The organism is Dietzia sp. Die43, assembly GCF_024519835.1.
GTDB classification, from domain to species: domain Bacteria; phylum Actinomycetota; class Actinomycetes; order Mycobacteriales; family Mycobacteriaceae; genus Dietzia; species Dietzia kunjamensis.
The window spans coordinates 1-24,039 of record NZ_JALJRF010000017.1; the positions used below are offsets into that span (position 1 = coordinate 1).

Genomic DNA, 24,039 nt, shown 5'->3' on the forward strand with positions numbered 1-24,039 from the left:
CGCGGGCCATCAGGTCCAGTCCCTGGCCGCCGCACGTGACCGAGCGGCGGCGGGCCCGCTCTGCTGCGCCGCGCTCGGTGCGCCCCGGATCGACAGCGTCCAGGAGTAGGTGCGCGTGTTCCTGGAGGCGGCGGGTCGTGCACTGGTCGGCGGCCAGGGCGATCAGCTGCGCTTCCAGGTGTGCGCGCGCCTCGTCGTCGTAGTCGTCGGGCAGGGCTGCCAGGGCGGCGTTGATGATCCTGAGGTGCCCGGCGGACAGGGTGCCCTCGGCAGTGGCGCGCATGCGGGCGGAGTCGGCGATGGCGGAGTCGTCGAGTCGGCCGCGCGCCTCCCCGGGGGCCAGGCCCAGGCCGCCGGTGAGCATCTGTCGCTCGTTGACGAATCCCATCTGCCGCGCGGTACCCGAGGTGCGGGCGGTGGCCAAAACGCGGGCCTGGGAGGCGCGGATGCGGCGTTGGGCCTGTTCGAGGGCGACCAGTTCGGCATGCAGTTCCGCCGGCGACACCTCTGCCCAGTCGCGCTCAAGGTGGGCATCGAGCGCGGACAGCGCGGCGGTCAGCTCCCTGCTGGCCGTGGCTCGCATCCCGGTGTCGCTCATGTGTTCGATTAGATCACCTGGGTACGACACGAACGCGTCGTCCCAGTTCGCGTCAGTGAAAGAGGAACGCCGGTGCCATCACCGCCGCGTGCTCGCGGACTACTCGCCCGATTGCGCCCGGACTCAGCTGGCCTTGCGGGGGACTGTGCGAACTGGTTTGTGTAATAGGCCTCCCACCACGATGACGGTGTCAATACTGATCACATGAACGTGGCCGCGGAGCGAGCGAGGGTGACCGGTGTGCTGACGGCAGTGCTCACCGTTGTGTCCGGGTGCGGCGACTTCGGAAGAGGTGCTGATGATGCGCCGGGGCCGGCGCCCACCTCCGCCACTTCGTCGGCATTTACTGTGACCACAGCCGAAAAGGCCACTTCGCAGGAGATCGCAACACCGACCTCCACAACGCTCTACGAGACACCCCACAGTCCTGCCGCGCCGACCCCGGCGATCGTGGCCGAGGGTGCTGAGTGCGGGCCCCGCGGTGCGTTGGCCGTCTTCGCTGACGGCGTGACCGCCTTCTGCGCCCGTTTGCAGTACACCGACGGTGCCGCGTGGTCGCGTGACCCGCAGTTGGCGCCGAATCCGGCAGTCGAGGAGGCGATGCGGCAGGCGGGGCCACGCCTCGGTGCGGAGTGCATGGGAGCGGATATCGGCCGCAGGGCGGTCGACGCCAGTGGCGTTGCGATCCTGTGCGACAACTACGCGTGGCGTCAGGATGTCGGACAGGAACCGCGGCATCCCTGGGTTGACGACCAGGTTCGGTGGATGGAGTGCCTCGAGCAATCGACCGAAGAGGAATGCAGAGATCTTCTCGACGGGTGATACGAGCCTGCGCCGCTGGCCCCCAGTCAGGCGAAGAACTCGCCCCAGATGATCACCCCGCCGATAACCGCCAGGCCTCCGAAAATTCGAACGACGACCGAGGGGTCGTTAGCCACTATTAGGCGGATGTTGTGAGTGAATGCAGCCCAGGTCGGCGGACTTAACCAGATCCAGCGAATTTTGCGGCCATCGTCAGGTTTGTCGTCGTCCATTCGGTTCCTCCTAGTCACGGGGTGAAGTAACGGTCGAACACCGCACTTCCCCCCTTCTTTCCCAAGTAGCTGCCGACCGCTGCGCCGATCCCAGCGCCCAGAATCGCGCCGAGTGGACCGATGGCACCGCCGGCCATGGCCCCGAGCCCCATGCCGCTGGTGGTGCCACCGATGAGAGCGCCCGCCGTCTCCATGGACGCTTCTCCAGCAGTGGTTTCGCCTGTCGCGTATCCCTCGACGCCGTCGTAGACGGTGACGGCTGCGCCGGCAGGGCCGGCCGCTCTGCCGAGGCCGCGTAGGACGCCAGCCCACGCCTTCCCGGGGGCGTCCGCAACAGGGTTGAGCTTGTGTTTTCCACGAGTTTCGGGGTCCAGCTCGTCGGCCGATATGGGGAACCCGTAGCCGGCCGCGCCGGTCACGGCGTCGACTGCTGCAAACCATGAATGCTCTGGCCCCGGTATCGGTCGCCGGTCGACTTCTGGCGGGATCGCATCGTGGAGCCGGGTGGCCACGAGATCGATCTCGCGGCCGTAGTGCTCGTCGAGCGACTGCACGGTGTCCAGGGCCATGCGGATCGTTTCGGCATGGGCGTTGACGGTGTCCTGGGTGATGTCGTCGCGGCCGGGCCCAGGGCCGACGGAGTCTTGGCCCACCACCAGACCGGCTCGGACGGCGTCCCGGACTCGGTCGCGTACCGATTGGACTGCGGGTTGCAGCGCTGCTTCGGCTCGGGTCAGGGCGTCGGTGAGGTCCTCGAGCCCGCCCACGAGCTTTGTGACGTGCGACTTCTCGGTCTCTGCCGCGTCGAGGACCGCGTCTGCTGCGACGCCGGACCAGCCCTCGGAAAGTGTGTCCCGCCCGTCGGCCAAGGATGTCCGTAACCCTTCTGCAGTGGCACGACGGGTGGCAATGGCGTCCCCGGCGGCGGTCAGCGCGGTGGTGTCCCAACGACTGATCAGCCCGATCGTGTAACTCACGCCTCGCCCTTTCTGCAGCTTGTCCGTCACCAGGTACGACGTCGCGAGCCCACCGTCCGGTTCCGCACCCGGCACAGAAATCTCTGGGCCCGGCACTGTGATGACCCACCCGTCGGCTGGCGACGACTGCGATGATCTCTGATCGTGAGCGCCTACCGACCTGACGACGCCCCTTCCGACCTGCGGCGACGCGATTTGGTGCCGCGAACCTCAGGTCGGGGGAACCGTTCGGCGGCTCGGCCCGTCGTACAGGTTGTGGGGAAAAGTAGAGCGTTCGTAGCCGCGGTGGTGGCCGCCGGTGTGGTGCTGTCCGGGTGCGCGTCGGCTGACGGGGGAGAAGATAAGTCGACGACGACGACGAGCCCAGCCGCTGCCGAGGAGCCGGGCAATCCCTGGGATCTGCCGATCGAGCAGAGGCCCGCGCTGTTCGACCCGTGTGCTGAGATTCCGATCGAAGCTATTGAAGAGGGGGTCGGAAAAGCCGTCCAGCCCATCGAAAGTCTCACCCGTCACGAACCTAGAACCCTAATGTCCTGCGGCTGGAAGAGCCCGGAGGTTCACTTTTCGGCATTGTCCACCTGGAAAGCCCGTGAGGACTACCTCGCCGATCGAACGTTCGTAGTTCGCGATCGTGAGTATCGAAAGTCTGGAAGGACGAGCCTCCGATTAGTAGAGAAGGGTGACACTCTGGGAGGGACTTGCCTCCAGCTGTTCTTCACCAGTGCTGGAACAGTGTGGCTGAGATTGGATTCGACAGATGGGCTCGGCAGGTTCAAGGGGAAAGAGTTAGTAAACGCATGTGATGCGTTGGACGCCGCGACCGAATCGGTGTTGCCGTTTGTCCCGAAAGGGGACTTCAAGTGATTCTGAATCTTGATGAGTATGCCGCGAATCGGTGCGTGGACGCGAGCAACCGTTTTGCCGAATCTGTCACTGAGTTGGCGGTGTCACAGGCAGTAGACAATCAGAAGGCCAACCTGCGAGCTTTCCCCACTGCTCGTCAAATTGGGACGGTTTATTCCCTCTTTGTCGACGAAGACCTGCGAACACTATTGAATGGGTTCGTTTCGCAAGCTCGGGCGATGTCGATGCTCTTCGCCGCCGCCGGAGGCCTTATCGAGGCGCAGGATGAAGCGTTGGCGGGGGCGTTGTCGAAGGCGGCTGAGGAGCCGGCAGGGTTGCAGAGCCTCGGCTTGATACATGCAAGCGAATCGGACGTCTTCGCACTCCAGGACATGTGCGTCATGGGCGCCTACGGGCGAGTGGGGCCGGAGGATGTGTCGGATTCGCCGCTGGAGCGCATCGCACAATGTGCCGAAGGGCTGCAGCCGAGCCAGTTCAGCGACATCGATGAGCGGGCCACCAGAGTCTCGGAGGCACTGAACTCAGCTGCGGAACAGCTCAACAGCGACCTCAACAACATCCTCGGTAGCAGCTGGCAGGGGGAGTTCGCGTCGAGTGCGCAGGATTCGGTGACGGGCCTGGTGAACTCGGCGCTCGCCCTGTCGGGGGAGTTGGAGCAGGTCGCAGCCAAGGCCAGGCGCGCGCACGACGGGTTCGTCACCACTCGCACCAACGTCGCCGAGCAGGCAGCGCAAGCCAAGATCGCGCAGCTCTCCGGCCAGGAGCACGGACCTGCGGGGCTGAGCGCCGCTGCGGAGTCGCGGGCCCGAATGGCGGCGGCGGAGGAGCAGGCCAGGGCGATCGTCAACACCGAGTACAGCCCCGCAGTCATGGACGCCAACCTCGATGACCTCGACTTCACCGCCGCGTACCGGGTGGTGTCGACCTCGGCGCTGGGCGGGCCCAGCGGTATCGACATGGCGCGCGTCTGGAACACCGAGGGCATCCCGCGGCCGGCCCAGCCGGCGGCGCCGAGCGCTGCCGCAATCGCCGCCCTCACGGGTGGTGCGAGCGGAGCGGGCAACGAGGCGCAGGTGGCCGCCGGGACCGCGGGCGGCGCCGGGGCGGGGACGACGACGAGCACTCCCACCGCAGCCGTGGATGCCGCCACTGAGCAAGCTCTCCTGGCTGCGAGGGCAGGCGCCGCCGACGGGGGAGGAGCGGCAGCGCCGTCAGCGGGACAGGCAGGGGCGGGAAGTGGTGTCAACGCCACGACGACCGCAGCGGGGGCGCCGTTCGCGCCGATACCGGGCGCACACGGTCAGCAGACCGGCGCTGGCGCCGGAGCCGGCGGCGCGGCCGGGATCCGTGGGATCCGAGGCGGAACCGTCGGCGACAGCAACCGCAATCGGGATCGCGGGTTCGGCTCGACAGCCGGGCTGGTCGGCGGCGGCGGGGCTGCGGCCGCAGGTGCAGGAGCCTCACGCATGGGTGGCGCCGGCACCCTGGCCGGATTCGGTGGCGGCGGCCCGGCCGCAGGAGCTCCCGGGGCCGGTTCGGCAGGCGCAGGTGCTGCGGGACCGGGTGCAGGGGCGTTTTCGTCGTCGTCACCAAGTTCGGCACACGCCGGGCGAGCTGGGGCAATGCCGATGGGTGGAGTGATGGGCGCGGCAGGGGCCGGGCAGAACAACGACCGCCGCGGCCACACCCCCGCGAGCTACCTGACCAACGCCACCAACACCACGGCGATCATCGGCGATCCGGTCAAGGTCGCGCCTGCGGTGCTGGGCCGCGCACCCGTGGAAGACGCAACCTCGGCCGTGCGGTGGGACCAGCCCGAACCGTTCCGGGGGCGCGTGATCGGCCGCGACTACACCGGCGGGGGTGCGGACCGGCACTAAGCAACGCGAGCGGCAGGCGAGGATGCGACCCAAGGCGCCGACCTGGGAACACCGGCGCTGCCGGCCCGCGTGTCCGCCCGAGCAGCGCCGGCCTCACGGGAGATCCCCCGCGCGGTGAGCAAAGGGTAACCAGCCCACACAGTGAGGTCACTGGCCAGACACACAGACCTCTCAGACTTGGCACGGTACGACCACCACCGCCGCACAGCTGGAGGCACCCGTGTCCTACGTCCAACCCCAGGACTTCACCCGCGCGATGATCGACGCCGGGGCGAAGAAGGTCCACATGTCCACCCGCGACACACTCATCCGCGGATTCATGGCCGGCGCGATCCTCGCGCTCGCGGCGGCCTTCGCCGTCACCGTCACCGTCCAGACCGGCAGTGCACTCCTCGGAGCAGTGCTGTTCCCGGTCGGCTTCATCCTCCTGTACCTGCTGGGCTTCGATCTGCTCACAGGCGTGTTCACCCTCGTGCCACTGGCCCTGCTCGACAAGCGCCGCGGAGTCACGGTCGGCGGCATGCTGCGCAACTGGGGACTGGTCTTCGTCGGCAACTTCGCCGGCGCTCTCACCGTGGCGTTCCTCATCGCGTTCATCACCACCTACGGATTCAACGTCGCCCCGGACGAGGTGGGCCAGCGGCTCGGCGAGATCGGTGAATCCCGGACGCTGGGCTACGCCGAACACGGTGCGGCCGGGATGCTGACACTGTTCTTCCGCGGCGTGCTGTGCAACTGGATGGTCTCCACCGGCGTGGTCGCCGCCATGATGTCCACCAGCGTCAGCGGCAAGGCACTGACCATGTGGATGCCCGTGATGCTGTTCTTCTACATGGGCTTCGAGCACTCCGTGGTCAACATGTTCCTGTTCCCGACCGGCCTGATGCTGGGCGGCGACTTCTCCCTCGGCGACTACCTCGTGTGGAACGAGATCCCGACCGTCGCCGGCAACCTCGTGGGCGGGCTGCTGTTCGTGGGCCTGACCCTCTACGTCACCCACGCGCGCACCAAGGCCCGGCGGACGTCGTCCCCGGACACGGACACGGCAACGGTCGGTGCTCCGGACACCGCCACCGAGCGCGCGACGACCGAGCGAGCCGCCACCGAGCGCGCGACCACCGAGCGCCCGACCACAGAGCCGGCCGCGGTCTGACCCCGCGGGCACGCCCGACCGCCAGCCAGCCCGCCCACCGACTCGCCCACCGAGAGGATCCGTTCGATGACCCCCATCATGTCCAGGCACGAGGCCGCGGCGCTCGTGGACTCCGCCCGCATCCGACAGGGCCGCACCTGGGCCGACCTGGCCGAGCATCTGGGGACCCCGCTGGTATGGACCACCGCGGCGCTACTCGGCCAGCACCCGCTGTCGACCGAGAAGGCGCGGTCGGTGTGCGACCTCCTCGGCCTCGATGACACCGTGGCGGAGAGCCTCGCCCTGCAGCCGAGCCGCGGCACACCGGCGGAGGTGATGGCCGATCCGACGATCTATCGGTTGACCGAGGCGGTGTCGGTGTACGGGCCGGCGCTCAAGGCGCTGATCCACGAGGAGTTCGGAGACGGGATCATGAGCGCGATCAACTTCACGGTCGACATCAACCGTCGCCCTGACCCCGACGGCGACCGCGTCGTGATCACGCTGGACGGGAAGTTCCTCGACTATCGGTGGTGACGGCCCCGACCGACCAGGAGCCCCCCGACCGGCCAGGAACCCCCGCGGCGGGGGAGACCCCGGCGGCCGGCCCGAGACCCCCGCCACACCCGGCGCGACCTCCCCGCAGTTGGCCATACCCTGCCAGGATCCGCTCAGGTTCGCCCCACTAGCCTGGGTGCGACCGGCGCCGAGCCACGCCCCGAGCCGCCTCGGCGCGCCGCGACCCGCAGATGGACCCCATGCCCAGAACCGCTGCCGTCACCGCGTTCCTCCGCAACGCGTGGCGCACCCTCACCGCCATGCGCACGGCGCTGATCCTGCTGTTCCTGTTGGCCGTCGCCGCCATCCCGGGCGCGCTCCTGCCACAGCGCAGCCTCAACGAGGGCAACGTCAACGAATACATCGCCGAGAACGGCTGGCTGGGCGAGACCTACGACAAGCTCCAACTGTTCGACGTCTTCAGCAGCTGGTGGTTCACCGCCATCTACGTCCTGCTGTTCGTCTCGCTGGTCGGCTGCCTCACCCCGCGTTGCTTCGAGCTGGTCCGCCAGCTGCGCACGCCCCCGCCGCTGACCCCGCGCAACCTGTCCCGCCTGCCGCACCACGCCGCGTACCGGACCACGGCCACGCCGGAGCAGGCCGCGGACCAGATCCGCCGCGAGCTCAAGGGCCGGGTCCGCCGCAACGACGGCGACGGCCGCGTCCCCGGCACCATCGAGCTGTCCACCGAGCGCGGCTACTCGCGCGAGGTCGGCAACATCGTCTTTCACTTCGGCCTGCTCGCGCTGCTCGTCATGTTCGCGGCCGGCAAGTTCGTCTACGCCGAGGGCATGCGCGTCATCGTCGCCAACTCCGAGTCCCCGGCGTTCTGCAACACCACGCCCAGCGCGTACGACTCGTTCCGCGCCGGACTGCTGGTCGACGGCACCGACCTCGAACAGTTCTGCATCAAAGTGGAGGACTTCCGCGCCGACTACCTGCCCAACGGCCAGGCCGAGATGTTCACCTCCAACGTGCGCTACACGGAGGAGGTCGCCACGACCGACCCCGACACGTGGAAGCCGTTCGAGATGCGGGTCAACCACCCGCTGCGCATCGGCTCCACGCGCGTCTACCTGCAGGGTCACGGCTTCGCGCCGACGTTCACGGTGACGTTCCCGAACGGCGAGACCCGCACGGACACCCAGCACTGGTCACCGACCGAGCTGCAGACGTTCCTGTCCTCGGGCATCATGCGCTTCGACCCGCCGGCCGGCATGTACCCCGATCTGGCCGAGCGGCGCACGCAGCAGATCGCCATCCAGGGCCTGTTCGCGCCGACCGCCCAGTTCGACGGCACCCTGCTGAGCTCGCGGTTCCCGCGCATGGACGACCCGGCGGTGGCGATCGACGTCTACCGCGGCGACGCCGGCCTGGACACGGGCCGCCCGCAGTCGGTCTTCTCGCTCGAGCCGGACCTCATCGAGTCCGGCGCGCTCAACCGCGAGGCGCGCGTCAACCTCAAGCCCGGCGAATCCACGACCCTGCCCGACGGCACGGAGGTCCGCTTCGACGGCGCCGAGGAGTTCGTCAACATCCAGGTCTCCTCCGACCCCACGCAGATTTGGGTGGGGGTGTCGGCCGCCGTGATGATGGCGGGGTTGGTGCTCAGCCTGATGGTGCGGCGCCGGAGGATCTGGGCGCGGGTGAGTGTCGACGACGACGAGGTCACCCGTGTCGATCTGGGTGGCCTGGCCAAGACGGACCGATCGGGCTGGGGGAGCGAGTTCGACGAGCTCCGGGACCGGCTGGTCTCGGCGGCGGCTGCCACACCCGTGTTGCCGGGTGAGGCCGACACGGGCCACACTTCAACTAGTCGCGGTACCGCCGCCGACGCTGCGCGGAAGGACGACACCCGGTGATCACTTCGACCCTCGCACAGGGCCTGCCCATCGACGAGACGCTGGCCACCTACTCGGACCTGGCGTTCCGGACGGCGTTCGGGATCTACGTACTGGCGCTGATCGCGTCGCTGATCTACTACGCGGGTTTCCGCGTGGCCAAGGTCTCGGAGAAGGAGCTGGTCACGGCCGGTGGGACCGGGCTGACGGAGTCGCGGTCCCTCACCGACACCGGCGATGAGGAGCGGGCCTCGGCCGGCAACGTGCGCTGGGCGCGGATCGCGCAGCTGTTCGTGGTGCTCGGGTTCGTGTTCCACGCCGCGTCCCTCGTCCTGCGGGGGCTGTCCACGGAGCGCTTCCCGTGGGGCAACATGTACGAGTTCATCCTCGGTTCCACGCTGTTGGCGGTGGCGGCGGGGCTGATCTGGCTGCGCAAGCCCGCACTGCAGGTGGTGTGGCCGTATCTGCTGGTGCCGATCCTGGTGCTGCTGTTCTTCGGCGGGACCCACCTGTACTCGGATGCCGCCCCGGTGGTGCCGGCGCTGCGCTCGTACTGGCTGCCGATCCACGTGTCGATCATCGCGCTGGGCTCGGGCATCCTGCTCATCCCCGGTGTCGTGTCGATCATGTACCTCATCCGCGTGTGGCAGCCGCAGGGGCAGGAGGCTGGCTGGGGCGCCCGCCTGGCCCGTCCACTGCCGGCCGCCGAGACCCTCGACCGCCTCGCGTACCGCACCACGGTCATCGGCTTTCCGGTGTTCGGCGTGGGCATCCTGCTCGGCGCCGTGTGGGCGGAGAGCGCGTGGGGCCGCTTCTGGGGCTGGGACCCCAAGGAGACGGTGTCGTTCATCTCGTGGGTGCTCTACGCGGGCTACCTGCACGCCCGTGCGACCAGCGGCTGGGGCCCCAAGAAGGCGGCGTGGATCAACATCGCCGGCTTCGCTGTGCTGGTGTTCAACCTGTTCTTCATCAACATCGTGGTCTCGGGCCTGCACTCCTACGCCGGGCTGAACTAACTCCCGGCGGCGTCGCCCATCGTGTGGACGACGTCGGCCCAGTCGGCCGCGAGCCGCTGATCATGGGTGATCGCGAGGACGCCGAGCCCCCCGTCGGCGCGGGCCCGCAGGACGCCCGCGATCGCGTTCGTGCTCTCGGGGTCCAGATGCGCGGTGGCCTCGTCGGCGATCAGGTAACGCGGCCGCTGGGCCAGCGCCCGGGCGAGGCAGGCGCGCTGGAGCTGTCCGCCCGAGACCTGTCCGGGCCGGCGGTCGAGTAGCCCGGGGTCCAGTCCGACCTCCCGGGCGAGCGCGTCCACGTCCACCGGGCTCACGCGCAACCGTCCGGGGAGCGCGATGATCCGGCGGAGCGTCATCCGGGGGTCCGCCGACGCCATCGGGTCCTGATCCAGCAGCGCCGTGTGCCCGGGCAGTCGGCCGCGCCGGCGCCGCACCTCCCGCACACCCGGGCCGTCGGTCGGCGCGGCGGGTTCGTCGGTCACCGTCACCGTCCCGGCGGTGGGGGTCAGCAGCCCGGCGAGCAGGTGCGCGAGGGTGGTCTTGCCGCTTCCGGAGGGGCCCACGAGCGCGGTGATCCGGCCCCCGCGCACGGTCAGATCGGTCGGGGGCAACGTGAATCCGTCGGGTCCGGCGTGCCGGTAGGCGACCCCGCGTGCGGACAGCGTCATGACGACACCAATTCCGCGACCGGCCGGAGCCGCCCGCCACGCATCTCGAGTACCTCGTCGGCGACGCCACTCTCCGCGATCGCGGCGTGGTCGTGGGTCACGAGCAGCACTGCGAGCCCGGTCTCGTCGGCCAGTCGGCGGAGCGTCGTCAGGACGGTCCGGGCCAGGTCGGCGTCCAGGCCGGTGGTGGGTTCGTCGGCGAGCAGGACGGTGGGGTTCGTGCTCAGCGCGGCCGCGATCGCCATCCGGCCCAGCTGCCCGCCGGAGAGTTGGCTCGGGTAGCGGTCGGCCAGGGCGGGATCGACCCCCGCGAGCCGGCAGAGGGCGTCGACGTCCCGGAGGGTGCAGCGGTCACCGCGGCCACGGCGCCCGACAGCGAGCCCCTCCTCGAGCTGGCCCCGCAGGTGCCGGGTCGGGGTGAACGCGTCCGCCGCGGACTGGGGGACGTGCCCGGTCGACCCACCGGGGCGCACGTCCACCCGGCCTGCGGTGATCGCTCCCGCCGGGGTCAGCCCGGCGCAGGCGTCGAGCAGACTGGACTTGCCGGCGCCCGACGGCCCGACGATCGCCACGACCCGGCCCGTCTCGATCCGCAGGGTCACCCCGTTGACCGCCCGCTCCGAGCCCGGGCCCCGGTGGGCCACCACGAGATCGTCCACCGTCAGGCCCGCCCGGCTGGCGCCCACCTCGTCGTCGTCGCGGTGGTGGTCGCCGGGGTTGTGGTCACCTACGGGGACCCCGCGTCGCACCGCCCCGCGTCGTGCCGCCCTGCGCCCCGGCGTCCCGGGCCCCAGCAGCGCCACCGCCACGGTCACCGCGATGAGCGCGGCGGTGGGGAAGGCCAGCGGCCACCACCGGCCGAGCAGGAGGCCGGGCTGGGACAGCGCGACGAGTGTGCCGAGGCTCGGCCGTTCGGGCGGCATGCCGATGCCGAGGAACGACAGGGTCGACTCGTGCCACACGGCGTGCGGGACCATGAGCACCGTCGCGAGGCCGGCCTGCCCGACCACGGCCGGCAGGACGTGCCACCGCGCGAGCTGCAGCGGGGACGCCCCGGCGACGCGGGACGCGGCGACGTACCGCGACGCCATGATCGTCTGCGCCTCGGCCCGCACCACCCGCGCGACCGCAGGCCAGTGGGTCAGCGCCAGGGCCACCACGATGGCGGCGAGCGACCCCCGGAACAGGGCCACCACCACCACCGTGGCGAGCAGGTGCGGCACGGCGGCGACGGCGTCGGTGCACCGCATGAGTGCCGCGTCGACCCGGCCACCGCACGCCGCCGCTCCGGCGCCCACCGCCACGCCGAGCACCCCGGCGAGCACCGCAGCGCCCGCGGCGACCGCCAGGGACACCCGCAGCGCCTGCGCCACCCGCACGGACAGGTCGTGCCCGAGCCCGTCGGTGCCCATCGGGTGCGCCCACGTCGGCGGCAGGTCGGCCGACAGGTACCCCGACGACACCATGCCCGCGGGCGCGATCACGGGCCACACCAGGGCGAACGCCACCACGGCCACGAGCATCACCCCGCCCGCCGCCCGCAGGCCAGCCACCCGCCCCACCGCCCGATCACGCATCGATCCGCACCCTCGGGTCGGCGACGAGCAGCAGGCAGTCGGCGAGCCACGTGCCGACCAGGACGGTGAGCGACGCGGCGACCGTCACCGCGGCGAGCAGCGCGAAGTCGGCCCCGAGCGCGGCGTCGACGGTTGCGGCCGCCACCCCGGGCCACGCGAAGACGGTCTCCACGACCAGCGATCCGACCATTACCTCGGGCACCCGCGAGCCGAGCAGCGCGACGAGCGGAGCCCACGCGACGGGCGCGACGTGCCTGGTCAGAACGGTCCATTCGCCCAGTCCGCGGGCCCGCGCCTCGGCGACGGCCGGCGAGGCCCCGGCGTCGAGCACCGCCCGCCGGAACGCGAGCAACATCCACGGCACCTGCCCGGCGGCCAGCACGAGCGCGGGCAGCATGCCGTACCGCACCACGCCGCCCACCGTGGCCGCCTGCCCGGGCGGGGCCGCGCCGGAGACGGGCAGCCACCCCAACGCCACCGAGAACACCGCCACCGAGCCCAGGGCCAGCGCGAACGTCGGGATCGAACTCAGCGTGACCGCCGCCCCGGCGAGCGCCCGGTCGACCGCGCCGTGGGGGCGCGCCGCCGCGATGAGGCCGGAGAGGACGACGACGACGAGGGCGATCCCCAGCCCCACCGCCGACAGTCCCACGGTCCACGGAAGCCGCTCGGTGAGCACGTCGAGCACCGGTTGGCGGAAGGTGGGGGAGTAGCCGATATCGCCGGTCGCCAGTCCCGCGATCCACTGTGTCCAGGCCTGCCACCAGGGCCGATCGGTGCCGAGGGCGGTGGCGGAGGCCGAGCGTTCGGCGGCGGTCAGGCGTTCGTAGCCGTCGCCGAGGTGGGCGGCCAGCGGGTCGAGCGGTGAGGCGTCGGCCATGATGAACGCCGCCAGCGTCACGGCGAGCACGACGATCGGCGCGGCGAGCGCCCGGCGGACCGTGACGCGTGCGAGTTCGGCTCGTCGTTCACGCAGTCGCCGGATCACGGGCGGGCCGTCCAGTGCGCGACCGCCCACCACGGTCCCCAGGTCGCGCCGTGGGAGTGCGGTTCGAGGATCGGGGCGGGCCCGGTGTGGCCGGTGTCGCGGACGAGATAGGTGTGGTCGAGAGTCACGAGGAACAGGTGCCCGGGGTTCTGGAGGTACGCCCGCGGGGCCCGCCGGTAGAGGCGGGTCCGTTCGGCCGGGTCGGCGGCGCGGCGGGCGGCGTCGAGGGCGCGGTCGACGTCCGCGTTGCCGTAGCCACCGGGGTTGTCCAGCGGCCCGGACAGCGGGGTCCGCGAATGCAGGGTGCGGTAGGCCTGGGTGTCGACGGTGTACGGGTTGTCGCCGCCGCCGAGCAGGACCGCCACCTCGCCGGCGCGGGCCTCGATCTCGTCCCACGTCCCGCCCCACAGTTCCACGGCCACGCCCACCTCGCGCAGTTGGTCGGCCACCGCCGAGGCGAGTTCGCGGCGCAGCGAGTCGGCGACGGGATAGGCCAGCACGAACTCTGCCCTGTCGGCGGAGCCTCCGCGGACCAGCACCCCGTCAGGCCCCGGCCGCCACCCGGCCTCGGCGAGCCGGCCCCGCGCGACGGCCCGGCGCGCGGCCGGGTCCGCGTCGGGCTGCACGCCGGCTACGCCCACCGGTTCGAACTCCGGGTAGGCGTCGGTGATCGGGGAGGTGGCGGGCCGGCCGTGCCCGGCGAGGACGTGCTCGACCAGCGACTCGCGGTCCACGGCCAGCGTCAGCGCGCGCCGGACCGCGGGGTCGCCGGTGAAGGGGTGCGCGGTGGGCAGGGCCACGGCCCGCCAGTCCGCGGTGTTGACCGACACCAGCTCCAGCCCGTCGCGGTCGGCCAGCCCGGCAGCCAGGGCGGGCGGCAGGACGGTGCCGTCGACCTCGCCGGTGACGATCATCTGGGCGCGGGCGTTCTCATCGGGCACCGACCGCAGGACAAGGGTGTCGACATCGGGGGCGCCGTCGCGGTGGTCGGGATCGCCCACCAGCACGGCCTCGCCGGGGGAGAGGCGCTCCAGCCGGTAGGGGCCGGTGCCGACGGGTGCGGTGTTGAGCGTCGATTCCGCGGCCGGCCCCGGCGCGAGCAGCTCGGACGGGGCGATGCCCAGCAGAAGTCGCGCGGGCATCCCCGGGTCCGCCGCGTCGAGCCCGAACTCCACGGTGAGCGGGTCCGGCGTCCCGATCCGGGCGATCGACGTGTAGTCCGACGCGATCGGCGAGCCCGACACCGGATCGGCCACCGCCCGGTAGGTGGCCGCGACGTCCCCCGAATCCAGCGCGGTGCCGTCGTGGAACCGCACGCCCTCGCGCAGCCGAACGGTCCACGTGAGCCCGTCGTCGCTGACCACCGGGTCGGCCGCGGCGAGCGCGGGCACGAGGTCGGGTAGCGACTCGTCGTCCGTGGCCGACGGGCGCAGCAGCCCCTCGTACAGCGGCGAGACTCCGGTGGAGCCGTAGCCGGAGACCGGGTTGAACTCGTCCAACGGTGTGGAGTCGGCCAGCACGACTCGGCTGCCGGTCCCGCCGCTGTGACCACCCTCCCCGCCGTCACCAGCGGCGGACGGCATCGCGCATCCCGACGCTGCCAGGGCCACTGCGAGGCCCACACCGGTGACGGCGTAGAACGGTCTCAAGGCGTCTCCTACCCACGGGAGATACGTGTCCGGTCGGACACCTAGTGCGCTCGAGCGTAGAGGCGGAATGTGTCGCGGCTGTTACGGAGGAACCGATGGACGTGAACCGATGGACGTGAACGACTGGGCCGCGCGCTTCGACCTGCTCGCCGACCCCACCCGCCTCGGTCTCTTGGCGCACATGCACCACGCCGGGCCGGGTGTCGCGACGGTCTCCGACCTGGCGGAATCCGTGGGCATCACCCGCAACGCGGCGTCCCAGGCGCTGCGGATCCTGCGCGACGAGGGCTGGGTCAGCGCGACCCGCGACGACGCCGACGGCCGCATCGTGCGCTACACGCTCGTCGACGACACCGTGCACCGGATCCTGCACCTCATGGGCGCGCGCCACGACTGAAGCCCGGCGGTAACACCTCGGCAATGTGACCTCGCCATCCTGAGCGCATGGACATCCCCGTCGCCGAGACCCTGGCCCGCTGGCGCGCTGCCGGCGTCGCGTCTGCGCTGGCCCGGGTCGTCGCGACGGGCGGGTCGGCGCCGCTGGCCCCGGGCACCGCGATGGCGGTCTCCGCGACCGGCGAGGTGGTCGGTGGCGTCTCCGGCGGCTGCGTGGACGCGGCGGTGTACACGCTGTGCGAGCAGGTCATCGTCGACGGCGGCCCCGCCCTCGCGCGCTTCGGCCCCGACGGCGACGAACTCCCCGACCGACTCCTCGACGTGGGCCCGACCTGCGGCGGATCGCTCGAGGTGTTCGTCGAACCCCTCGCCCCCGCGCCACCGCCGGGCCTCGCGCACCCCGTTGACCGACTGCTCGCCGCCGCGCGCGAGGGCCACGCCGTGGTCGCGGCCACCGTCCTTGACGGCCCGTGCGCCGGGCAGTGGATGGTGGCGGGGGGAGACGGCGGCACAGGGGTCGACGACGACGAGGCCCCGCCCTGGGCCGGCGGGCCGGTGGCCGCGGCGATCGCCGAGGGGCGCGGAACCGGCGTCGTCTTCGCCGCCCCTGCCGCCGACCCTGCCGCCGACAGCGCTGCAGACGGCGCCGCCCTGCCGGCCCGCGTCTTCCTGCACCGGCTCGACCCGCCGCGGTTGCTGGTGTTCGGCGCGACCGCGTTCGCCGAGGCCCTCGTACCGATGGGTGCGCAGCTCGGGTACCGGGTGACGGTGTGCGATGCCCGACCGGTGTTCGCGGCCGCCGAGCGCTTCCCGGCGGCCGCCGAGGTGGTGCGGCGGTGGCCGCACCAGTACCTCGCCGGGACCCGCGTCGACGCCTCCACCGCGATCTGCGTCCTCACCCACGATCCCAGGTTCGACATCCCGCTGCTGGTCGAGGCGCTGCGGACCCGCGCCGGGTACATCGGCGCGATGGGCAGCCGACGCACCCACACCCAGCGGATGACGGATCTGCGCGCGGAGGGGGTCCCCGAGGCGGGGCTGCAGCGCGTGCACTCGCCGATCGGGCTGGACCTGGGCGCGCGAACTGCCGCGGAGACCGCGCTGTCGATCGCGGCCGAGCTCGTCGCCCATCGCCGGGGCGGGACCGGGGCACCGCTGGTGGGGATGGATGCCGCGATCCACCGGTGAGCGCCGTCGGGCGCATCCATTCGCGGCGTAACACGGGGGACACGCGTGGGTGACCATGGCGGAACCGTGCGTCGATAGACAGGTGTAGCGGGCGGGTCGCGCCCACCCCCTCGTTCCCAGGAGTACGCGTGAACCCACTCCCCACACCGGACCCGGTCGTCGGCCCGGACACGGACGTCGTCCTCGCCGGCGTCGACGCCCGCCTCGCGGCCCACGACGCCGAGCAAGCCGAGCTGTTCCCCGGGCCGCCCACCGGTCGCCAACCCGTCCACACCCTGTACCTGCCCGCGGATCGCGTGCACGCCGGGATTGTCAGCGAAGTGGGCGCGGTCGCTCTCGCCGCGTTCGACGAACACCTGCCGGACCCCGCTGCCCTGCAGAGGGTGTTCAGGGCAGCCCAGGTCAGCGGTGATTCCGGCGGCGGCGATCTGGTGGCCCCGGCGGACGCCCCCGCGATTCACGCGTTGGTCCGGGCAAAGCTCGAGGTCGAGCCGGTCGAGGACCTGCGCATCGACTTCGAGGACGGCTTCACCCAGCGGGATGTGCCCCCCGGGAGGCGGGACCGCGACGAGGACGGGCACGTGGACCGGGTGCTGGCCGAGGTGATCACCCGCTGGTCAGGGCGGTCGTCGTCGCCGCCGTTCTGGGGCGTGCGGTTCGGGTCCCTCGACCCGGCCACCCGCCGCCGGGGTGTCCTCACGTTCACCCGCGTGGTCGCCGGGCTGGCCGCCGCACCGGATCGCGACGCGCTGTTGGCGGGGTTCCGGCCCACCCTGCCCAAGGTGACGTCCGTCGACCAGGTGCGCGCGATGGTCGGGATCTGCCGCGACCTCGAAGCGGCGTGCAGCCTGCCGGAGCGCGCCTTGCGGTTCGAGATCCAGATCGAGACCCCGCAGTCGATCTGCGCCCCCGACGGTTCGGCACTGGTCGCCCGGCTGATCCACGCCGCCGACGGGCGCTGCATCGGTGTGCACTACGGCACCTACGACTACTCGGCCGCCTGCGGGATCGCCGCCGAGTACCAGGCCATGGACCACCCGGCCGCCGACCACGCCAAAGCCGTCATGCAGGTCGCGGCCGCCGGCACCGGGGTGGCGCTGTCCGACGGCTCCACCAACCGGCTGCCCGTCGGCGACGCGGAGGCGGTGCGCGCGGGGTGGCGTCTGCACGCGCGGCTGATCGACCGGTCACTGCGCCGCGGCTTCTACCAGGGCTGGGACCTGCATCCCGCGCAGCTGGTGTCCCGGTACGTGGCCACCTACGCCTTCTACCGGCGTTCGGTGCCGGCCGCGTGCGCGAGGATCGCCGCCTACCTCGGCACGGGCCCGGACGCCGGATACCTCGACGAACCCGCCACCGCCCGCGCCCTGGCCGACTTCTGCGTCCGCGCACTGGACTGCGGGGCCGTCACCGCGGACGAGATCACCACCCGCGCCGGCGTCGATCGCGCCGACCTGGCCGCGCTGACACGCCCGGGAACCGACCATGAGGAGAGCAGATGACCCACCCCGACCTGGTGATCCGGGCCCACCGGGCGATCGTCGACGGTGCCGAGCGGGAGGCCCTCGTCGTCGTCGCCGACGGCACCATCACCACCATCGACGTGGCCCCGGGCGCACTCGACCGGGCACCCACCGGCGCCCACACGGTGACCCTGGCCCGCGACGTGGTCCTGCTGCCCGGCCTGGTCGACACCCACGTGCACGTCAACGAACCCGGACGCACCGACTGGGAGGGCTTCGCCAGCGCCACGCGCGCCGCGGCCCGCGGCGGCGTGACGACCCTGATCGACATGCCCCTCAACTCCAGCCCCGTCACCACCGGCCCCGCTGCGCTCGACGCCAAACTCGGCAGCACGGTGGGCAAACTGCACGTCGACACCGGCTTCTGGGGCGGCGCGGTGCCGGAGAACCTCGGCCGGCTGCGTGAACTGTGGGACCGCGGCGTGTTCGGGTTCAAGTGCTTCCTGCTGCACTCCGGGATCGACGAGTTCCCGCCGCTGGACCCGGCGCAGATGCTCGCGGCCATGGCGGAGATCGCGTCGTTCGACGGCCTGTTGATCGTCCACGCCGAGGACGCCGGGACCATCGACGCCCAGACCCCGCCCGACGGGCCGGCATACGCCGGGTTCCTCGACTCGCGGCCCGTGTCGGCGGAGGTCCGCGCGGTGGCGCAGGTGATCGACGGCGTCCGGCGCACCGGGTGCCGCGCGCACATCCTGCACCTGTCCGCCGCCGACGCACTGCCGCTGATCCGCGCCGCCAAGGCCGAGGGGCTGCCGATCACCGTGGAGACGTGCCCGCACTACCTGTCGCTCTTCGCCGAGGAGATCCAACCCGGTGCCACCCACTACAAGTGTTGCCCGCCGATCCGGGAGGCCGGCAACCGCGAGGGACTGTGGGAGGGGCTGCGCGACGGGACCATCGATCTGGTGGTCTCCGACCACTCCCCGTGCGTGCCCGAGCTCAAGCGATTCGACACCGGCGACTTCGGTGAGGCGTGGGGCGGGATCGCCTCCGTCCAACTGGGCCTGCCGATCATGTGGTCCGAGGCCCGGCGCCGGGGGATGGGGCTGCCCGACGTGGTGCGGTGGATGGCCTCCGGGCCCGCCGCGTTCGTCGGCCTTCCCGACCGGGGGGCTATCCGTCCCGGCGCCCGCGCGGACCTGGTGGTCCTGGCCCCCGACGACGCCTTCGTGGTCCTGCCCGAGCGGCTGGAGCACAAGAACCCCGTGACCGCCTACGCCGAACGGGCCCTGGCCGGCGTCGTGCGCGAGGTCTACCTCGCCGGCCACCGCGTGGACCTGGACCGCCCGGCCGCGGGCCACCCGGTGCTCCGCCCCATCCCTTCCCTGGCCTCGTCCAGAATGGAGACCCCCGCATGACCGCGACCCCGTCCACCACGCCTGACTTCCTCACACTGCCGGATCTGGCCTCCCGCACCCTCGCGGGCGCGGTCGTCCACGCCGACGACGAGTTCTTCGCCGAGAAGGAGAACCTGCTCCTGCCCGGTGAGCCGGCCTTCGACCCGACCCTGTTCGGGCACAAGGGCAAGGTCTACGACGGCTGGGAGACGCGCCGCCGCCGCACCCCGGGCGAGGACGAGGCGATCATCCGGCTCGGGGTGCCGGGCGTGGTCCGCGGCGTCGTGGTGGACACCGCCTTCTTCCGCGGCAACTACCCGCCGCAGGTCGCCCTCGACGGTGCGTGGGTCGAGGGCTACCCGGACGCCGAGCAGCTCGCCGCGGCATCGTGGCGGCCGCTGGTCCCGCCGTCCCCCGCGCAGGGCGACACCCGCAACGCCTACGATGTGGCCGACGAGACGCCCGTGACCCACGTGCGGCTGCGGATGATCCCCGACGGGGGCATCGCCAGGCTGCGGGTGCACGGCGACCCCGCGCCGGACCCCCGGTTCCTGGCGGGCACAGTCGACCTGGCGGCGGCGGAGAACGGCGGGCGGATCGTCGACTGCTCCGACCTGTTCTACTCGTCACCGGCCAACATCATCGCCTCCGGCCGCTCCCGCCACATGGGCGAGGGCTGGGAGAACGCCCGCCGCCGCGACGACGGCAACGACCACGTCACCATCGCCCTGGCCGGCCCGGGCACGGTCGATCACGTGGAGATCGACACCTCCTATTACGTCGGCAACGCCCCCGGATCGGCGTCCCTGCACGGCATCCGCAGGGCCGAGGACCTCGACCGCCCCGAGACCTGGGTCGAGTTGGTGCCCCGCACCCCGCTGCAGCCCGATTGCCGCCACCGGTTCCTCGTCGGGGCCCCCGCCGGCCCCGACACTCCCGGCACAGACCCCGACCCCGTCCGGTTCGTCCGCATCGACGTCTTCCCCGACGGCGGCATCGCGCGACTCCGGGTGCACGGGCGGCTCACGGCGGACGCGCTCGAGGCGATGGCCGCCCGGCTCCCGCGGAGCTGACCGTTAATGCGGTGGTCACACGCGGGTGACGGCGACGGAACCCGCCCTCGGTAGACATGGTCGTGCACCGGCCCCCACCCCGCGTGGTGGGCGCCGCGGCCCGGCACACCGGCCCCCGTCACCTCGGCCGGCCACTCCGCCACAGGAGAAGCTCATGACCACTGATCACCCCGGTTTCCACGTCCCCACGGTGGACCTGTCTCCCTACGTCGTCGGCGGGTCCTCCGACGACCGCGCGCGGGTCGCCCGCGAGATCGACGAGGCCTGCTCGACCGTCGGGTTCATGCAGATCGTCGGACACGGCGTGGCACCCGCGGTCATCGACGGTCTGGCCGGCGCGATCGACGACTTCTTCGCACTGCCCCTCGAGGCCAAGAAGGCCTACCGCGTGGCCGATGCGAACCGCGGGTACAGCCCGCCCAGGAGCGAGTCGCTCAGTTTGAGCCTCGGGGTGGAGTCCGCGGGGCGGATGAACGACTTCTTCGAGGCGTTCAACGTGGGGGTCGAGGCACGCTCGTTCATCGGTCTGGACCTGTCGGAGGACGACTACGGGATCAACGTGTGGCCCGATCTCCCCGGTGGCCGGCGGCCCGGTTTCCGCGAGCGGGTCGATGCCTACTTCGCCGAGGCCTCCCGTGTCGCGCGCACGCTCACCCGCGTCTTCGCCGACGCCCTCGGCCAGCCCGCGGGGTATTTCGAGCAGCTCACCGACCACTCGATCGACGTTCTCCGCATGGTCAACTACGCCCTCGACGAGGGGCCCGTCTCGCTCGACGGCGAACTCAAGGGAATGGGCGAGCACACCGACTTCGGTCTGGTCACGGTCCTGTGGGCCGACCGGGTTGCCGGTCTCCAGGTCCTCGGCACCGACGGAGGCTGGCACGACGTCCAGCCCGTGGAGGACGGCCTGCTGGTCAACCTCGGCGACCTCACCGCGCGGCTGACCAACGACCGGTGGATGTCGACCCTGCACCGCGTGGCGCCACCGATCGTCGACGGCCGCATCGTCCGCCGCCGCTCTGCCGCGTTCTTTCACGACGGCAACGTCGACGCCGTGGTGGCCACCCTGCCCGAGTTCGTGGGCACCGACGGCGACGCCTACGAGTCCGTCACCGTCCGCGAACACATCGCCGCCAAGCTCGCCGGGTCCCGGCACGGCAAGGCCAATACCGCGGCGGTTCGCGAGGCGGCCCGGGTCCTGGCGGCGTCGGCCCGGTAATGGAGGTCGACACCGTGACGGACGTGGTGTTGGTCCACGGCGCGTGGGCCGGCGGCTGGGTGTGGGACACCGTCACCGGTCCGCTCCGTGCGGCCGGCCTCCGCCCCCATGTGGTCGACCTACCGGGCGTTGGCGGCGACGACGACGAGGTGGTCGACCTCGACACCCTGGCCGACCATGTCTCAGCACTCGTGCGGCTTCTCGAACGACCCGCCGTTCTCGTGGGGCACTCCGGCGGCGGGGTCGTGGTGACCCGGGTCGCCGAACTGATTCCGGACCGGGTCGCCGGGGTCGCCTTCGTCGCCGGGATGATGCTGCCTTCGGGGGTGGACTTCGCGCAGCTCTGCGCCGGGATCGGCCTGCCCACGGATGTGGGGATCTCCCGGTGGCTCGAGTCGAGCGCCGATGGGCGCGAGACCTCGGTCCCGCCCGAGGCCGCGGCGGCGGTGTTCTTCCACGATGCCCTGGAGGGGGAGGCGATCGCTGCCGCGCGACGGTTGCGTCCGCAGCGGGAGAGCGCCCGGCTGATCTCCGCCGCCTGGACCCCTGCGCGCTTCGGCGCCCTGCCGCGGTTGTACGTCGAAGCCACCGGGGATCGCACCGTGCCGATCATCGCGCAGCGACGCATGCAGCAGCTCACCCCTGGTGCCCGGGTGGTCACGCTCCACACGGGCCACGTCCCGCAGCTGTCCGCACCAGGCCCACTGTGCGCGGCGCTGGCGAGCTTCACGCGGGACGTCGCCGCCGGCGACGCGGATCGGCCGGCGCGCCACATCGCCCTCACGTCGGCGTAACACGGCGGAAAAGCGCTGGTGTCAGACTCGGAGGCGACACCGCGGCGGTGCGGTCGGCCCAGCCGACCCGGCCGCCGGGCGACCGACGCCCCGGCGGCCGAGTCATCAGTCAGGCAGCGGCGCGGTGTCCGCCCGGGCACAGGACCCGGGTCCCGATGCCGCAGGAGACGTCCATGACCTCCGTGATGCCCGACGCGCCCACGCTGCCCACTCCGGGCGACACCAGCCCCGCCACCGCGGGCCGCAGCCCCCGTCGTCTCGCAGACGCCGACGCCAGGCTGGCCGCGCTGACCGCGCGCGTCCGCGAGGACATCGCCACCACGAGCCATGCTCGCGACTGGATCCCGCGCGAACCCGGATGCGCGCAACTCGATGTGCTCGTCGTCGGAGGCGGTCAGGCCGGACTCGGCGCCGCCTTCGCCCTCGGACGTCAACGGATCGACCGGGTCCTGGTGGTGGACGACGGGCCCGCCGACCGGGCGGGCTGCTGGGACCGCTACGCACGCATGCACACTCTGCGCAGCCCCAAACACATGCGCGGCATCGAGTTCGACGTTCCGTCGCTGCACGTACGCCGCTGGTTCGAGGCGGTCTACGGCGAGCAGGCGTGGCAGGAGATCGACCTCGTTCCGCGCCTGGACTGGAACGACTACCTGCGCTGGTATCGCGAAGCAGCGGGGATCGAGGTCCGCCACGTGACGCAGGTGACCGCCGTGCACCGACCCTCCACGGCGGATGGCCCGTTCGTCGTGGAGGTGGCCGCCGCCGGCGGTGCCACCCAGACCGTGACCGCCCGGCGGATCGTGTTCGCCCTCGGCCTCAGCGGCGGCGGCGGACAGCGGGTGCCGGAGATGGTCCGTGCGCTGCCGCGCGAGCGCTGGTTCCACACCGAGGACCCGATCGACTTCGAGGCCCTGCGCGGCCGGCGGGTCGCCGTCCTGGGCGGCGGAGCCTCCGGGTTCGACAACGCCGCCACCGCGCTCGACCACGGCGCCGCGCGAGCGGAGGTGTTCATGCGGCGGGACACCGTCCCGGACTCCAACCCGCTGCGGTGGATGGAGTTCCCCGGCATGCAGGAACGCTTCTACGACCTCGACGATCGCGCGAAGTGGGACTTCACCCTGTTCAGCGGGGGCTTGCCGCAGCCGCCGACCCAGCACACGGTGTGGCGGTGCTTCGCCCATCCCGACTTCGCACTGCGCACAGGCTGTGCCTGGGACTCGGTCGCGGTGGTCGACGACGGCGCGGGCGGGACCGAGCTCGCCATCGACACCCCCGCCGGCCGGTTCCACGCCGATGTGGTGATCGCAGCGACCGGGTACGAGGTCGACCTGCGACTGCGCCCGGAGCTCGCGGAGTTCGTCGACGACATCGCCCTGTGGGCCGACGTGCACGACTTCGCCGCCGACCACCCGGCAGGACGCAACCCCTACCTCGGACCGGGTTTCGAGTTCACCGAACGCCGACCGGGCTCCGCGCCCTGGGTGACCAGGCTGCACCACTTCTCGACCGGCGCGCGCACGTCCATGGGCGTCACCGGAAACCAGCTGTCCGGCATCTACGGAGGTGTCGGTCGCATCGCGGGGGCGGTCACCACCGCGATCACTCGCGAGAACTGGGACCGCCTCGCGGACGACTTCGCGGGCTTCGAGTTCCGCGAGGTCCGGTCGATCGGCCCGCACCGCCCCGACGACGGCTGGTACCCGACGAGACCCCGCTACTGA

At 71.8% G+C, this 24,039-nt stretch carries 22 protein-coding genes; 15 read left to right on the forward strand and 7 right to left on the reverse strand.

The window, feature by feature from the left end:
* Nucleotides 1–598, reverse strand: a 598-nt coding sequence (locus NR111_RS14305) for a DUF222 domain-containing protein (RefSeq protein WP_256821182.1), incomplete at its 3' end; no start/stop codon positions are given.
* Nucleotides 599–802: 204 nt separating this feature from the next.
* Between NR111_RS14305 and NR111_RS14310 the strand changes: the two genes are divergently transcribed.
* Nucleotides 803–1,420 (forward strand): hypothetical protein, encoded by a 618-nt coding sequence (locus tag NR111_RS14310; protein WP_256821184.1) that lies wholly within the window; start codon nucleotides 803–805, stop codon nucleotides 1,418–1,420.
* A gap of 26 nt (nucleotides 1,421–1,446) precedes the next feature.
* Here NR111_RS14310 and NR111_RS14315 read toward each other — a convergent pair whose 3' ends face one another.
* Nucleotides 1,447–1,632 (reverse strand): hypothetical protein, encoded by a 186-nt coding sequence (locus tag NR111_RS14315; RefSeq protein WP_256821185.1) that lies wholly within the window; start codon nucleotides 1,630–1,632, stop codon nucleotides 1,447–1,449.
* Nucleotides 1,633–1,646: 14 nt separating this feature from the next.
* Nucleotides 1,647–2,609: a WXG100 family type VII secretion target gene (locus NR111_RS14320; protein ID WP_256821186.1), complete on the reverse strand. Its 963-nt coding sequence runs from the start codon at nucleotides 2,607–2,609 to the stop codon at nucleotides 1,647–1,649.
* A gap of 285 nt (nucleotides 2,610–2,894) precedes the next feature.
* Here NR111_RS14320 and NR111_RS14325 point away from each other — a divergent pair, with 285 nt between their 5' ends.
* From NR111_RS14325 to ccsB, 6 genes are all read left to right on the forward strand, one after another.
* Nucleotides 2,895–3,473 carry a DUF3558 family protein gene (locus NR111_RS14325; RefSeq protein ID WP_256821189.1) on the forward strand — a complete coding sequence of 193 codons (579 nt, stop codon included), beginning with the start codon at nucleotides 2,895–2,897 and terminating at the stop codon, nucleotides 3,471–3,473.
* Nucleotides 3,470–5,353, forward strand: coding sequence for a hypothetical protein (locus NR111_RS14330; protein WP_256821191.1), 1,884 nt, complete (start codon nucleotides 3,470–3,472; stop codon nucleotides 5,351–5,353). The genes NR111_RS14325 and NR111_RS14330 overlap by 4 nt, the downstream gene beginning before the upstream one ends.
* Before the next feature lie 220 nt (nucleotides 5,354–5,573).
* Complete coding sequence (locus NR111_RS14335; protein ID WP_256821192.1) at nucleotides 5,574–6,506, forward strand: formate/nitrite transporter family protein; 933 nt, start codon at nucleotides 5,574–5,576, stop codon at nucleotides 6,504–6,506.
* A gap of 66 nt (nucleotides 6,507–6,572) precedes the next feature.
* Complete coding sequence (gene cynS, locus NR111_RS14340; protein ID WP_256821193.1) at nucleotides 6,573–7,022, forward strand: cyanase; 450 nt, start codon at nucleotides 6,573–6,575, stop codon at nucleotides 7,020–7,022.
* Nucleotides 7,023–7,243: 221 nt separating this feature from the next.
* Nucleotides 7,244–8,905, forward strand: a complete 1,662-nt coding sequence (locus NR111_RS14345) for a cytochrome c biogenesis protein ResB (RefSeq protein ID WP_256821195.1) — start codon at nucleotides 7,244–7,246, stop codon at nucleotides 8,903–8,905.
* A complete protein-coding gene (ccsB, locus tag NR111_RS14350; protein ID WP_256821196.1) occupies nucleotides 8,902–9,900 on the forward strand; it encodes a c-type cytochrome biogenesis protein CcsB in 999 nt (332 codons plus the stop codon). The genes NR111_RS14345 and ccsB overlap by 4 nt, the downstream gene beginning before the upstream one ends.
* Here ccsB and NR111_RS14355 read toward each other — a convergent pair.
* The 4 genes from NR111_RS14355 to NR111_RS14370 are packed head-to-tail and all read right to left on the reverse strand — an operon-like array spanning nucleotide 9,897 to nucleotide 14,782.
* Entirely contained in the window at nucleotides 9,897–10,568 is a 672-nt protein-coding gene (locus NR111_RS14355; protein ID WP_256821198.1) for an ABC transporter ATP-binding protein, read from the reverse strand. The genes ccsB and NR111_RS14355 overlap by 4 nt on opposite strands.
* A complete protein-coding gene (locus tag NR111_RS14360) occupies nucleotides 10,565–12,145 on the reverse strand; it encodes an ATP-binding cassette domain-containing protein (RefSeq protein ID WP_256821199.1) in 1,581 nt (526 codons plus the stop codon). The genes NR111_RS14355 and NR111_RS14360 overlap by 4 nt, the downstream gene beginning before the upstream one ends.
* Nucleotides 12,138–13,163, reverse strand: a complete 1,026-nt coding sequence (locus NR111_RS14365) for an ABC transporter permease (protein ID WP_256821200.1) — start codon at nucleotides 13,161–13,163, stop codon at nucleotides 12,138–12,140. The genes NR111_RS14360 and NR111_RS14365 overlap by 8 nt, the downstream gene beginning before the upstream one ends.
* A complete protein-coding gene (locus tag NR111_RS14370) occupies nucleotides 13,130–14,782 on the reverse strand; it encodes an ABC transporter substrate-binding protein (RefSeq protein WP_256821201.1) in 1,653 nt (550 codons plus the stop codon). Before NR111_RS14370 ends, NR111_RS14365 begins: the two co-directional genes overlap by 34 nt.
* 109 nt (nucleotides 14,783–14,891) lie before the next feature.
* Here NR111_RS14370 and NR111_RS14375 point away from each other — a divergent pair, with 109 nt between their 5' ends.
* The 8 genes from NR111_RS14375 to NR111_RS14410 all read left to right on the forward strand — a co-directional run bounded on the left by NR111_RS14375 (nucleotide 14,892) and on the right by NR111_RS14410 (nucleotide 24,039).
* Nucleotides 14,892–15,179 carry a helix-turn-helix transcriptional regulator gene (locus tag NR111_RS14375; protein WP_096906805.1) on the forward strand — a complete coding sequence of 96 codons (288 nt, stop codon included), beginning with the start codon at nucleotides 14,892–14,894 and terminating at the stop codon, nucleotides 15,177–15,179.
* A gap of 47 nt (nucleotides 15,180–15,226) precedes the next feature.
* Nucleotides 15,227–16,366, forward strand: coding sequence for an XdhC family protein (locus NR111_RS14380; protein WP_096906806.1), 1,140 nt, complete (start codon nucleotides 15,227–15,229; stop codon nucleotides 16,364–16,366).
* A gap of 128 nt (nucleotides 16,367–16,494) precedes the next feature.
* Entirely contained in the window at nucleotides 16,495–17,868 is a 1,374-nt protein-coding gene (locus tag NR111_RS14385) for an aldolase (RefSeq protein ID WP_096906807.1), read from the forward strand.
* The gene (gene allB / locus NR111_RS14390; protein WP_256821202.1) at nucleotides 17,865–19,250 is read left to right on the forward strand and encodes an allantoinase AllB; all 1,386 of its coding nucleotides are present in this window, start codon (nucleotides 17,865–17,867) and stop codon (nucleotides 19,248–19,250) included. Before NR111_RS14385 ends, allB begins: the two co-directional genes overlap by 4 nt.
* On the forward strand, nucleotides 19,247–20,302 hold the full coding sequence (gene alc, locus NR111_RS14395; protein ID WP_256821203.1) for an allantoicase: 1,056 nt from the start codon (nucleotides 19,247–19,249) through the stop codon (nucleotides 20,300–20,302). The genes allB and alc overlap by 4 nt, the downstream gene beginning before the upstream one ends.
* A gap of 154 nt (nucleotides 20,303–20,456) precedes the next feature.
* A complete protein-coding gene (locus NR111_RS14400; protein ID WP_256821204.1) occupies nucleotides 20,457–21,521 on the forward strand; it encodes an isopenicillin N synthase family oxygenase in 1,065 nt (354 codons plus the stop codon).
* Nucleotides 21,521–22,315 (forward strand): alpha/beta fold hydrolase, encoded by a 795-nt coding sequence (locus NR111_RS14405; protein WP_061228881.1) that lies wholly within the window; start codon nucleotides 21,521–21,523, stop codon nucleotides 22,313–22,315. The genes NR111_RS14400 and NR111_RS14405 overlap by 1 nt, the downstream gene beginning before the upstream one ends.
* A 173-nt stretch (nucleotides 22,316–22,488) precedes the next feature.
* Complete coding sequence (locus NR111_RS14410) at nucleotides 22,489–24,039, forward strand: SidA/IucD/PvdA family monooxygenase (protein ID WP_256821205.1); 1,551 nt, start codon at nucleotides 22,489–22,491, stop codon at nucleotides 24,037–24,039.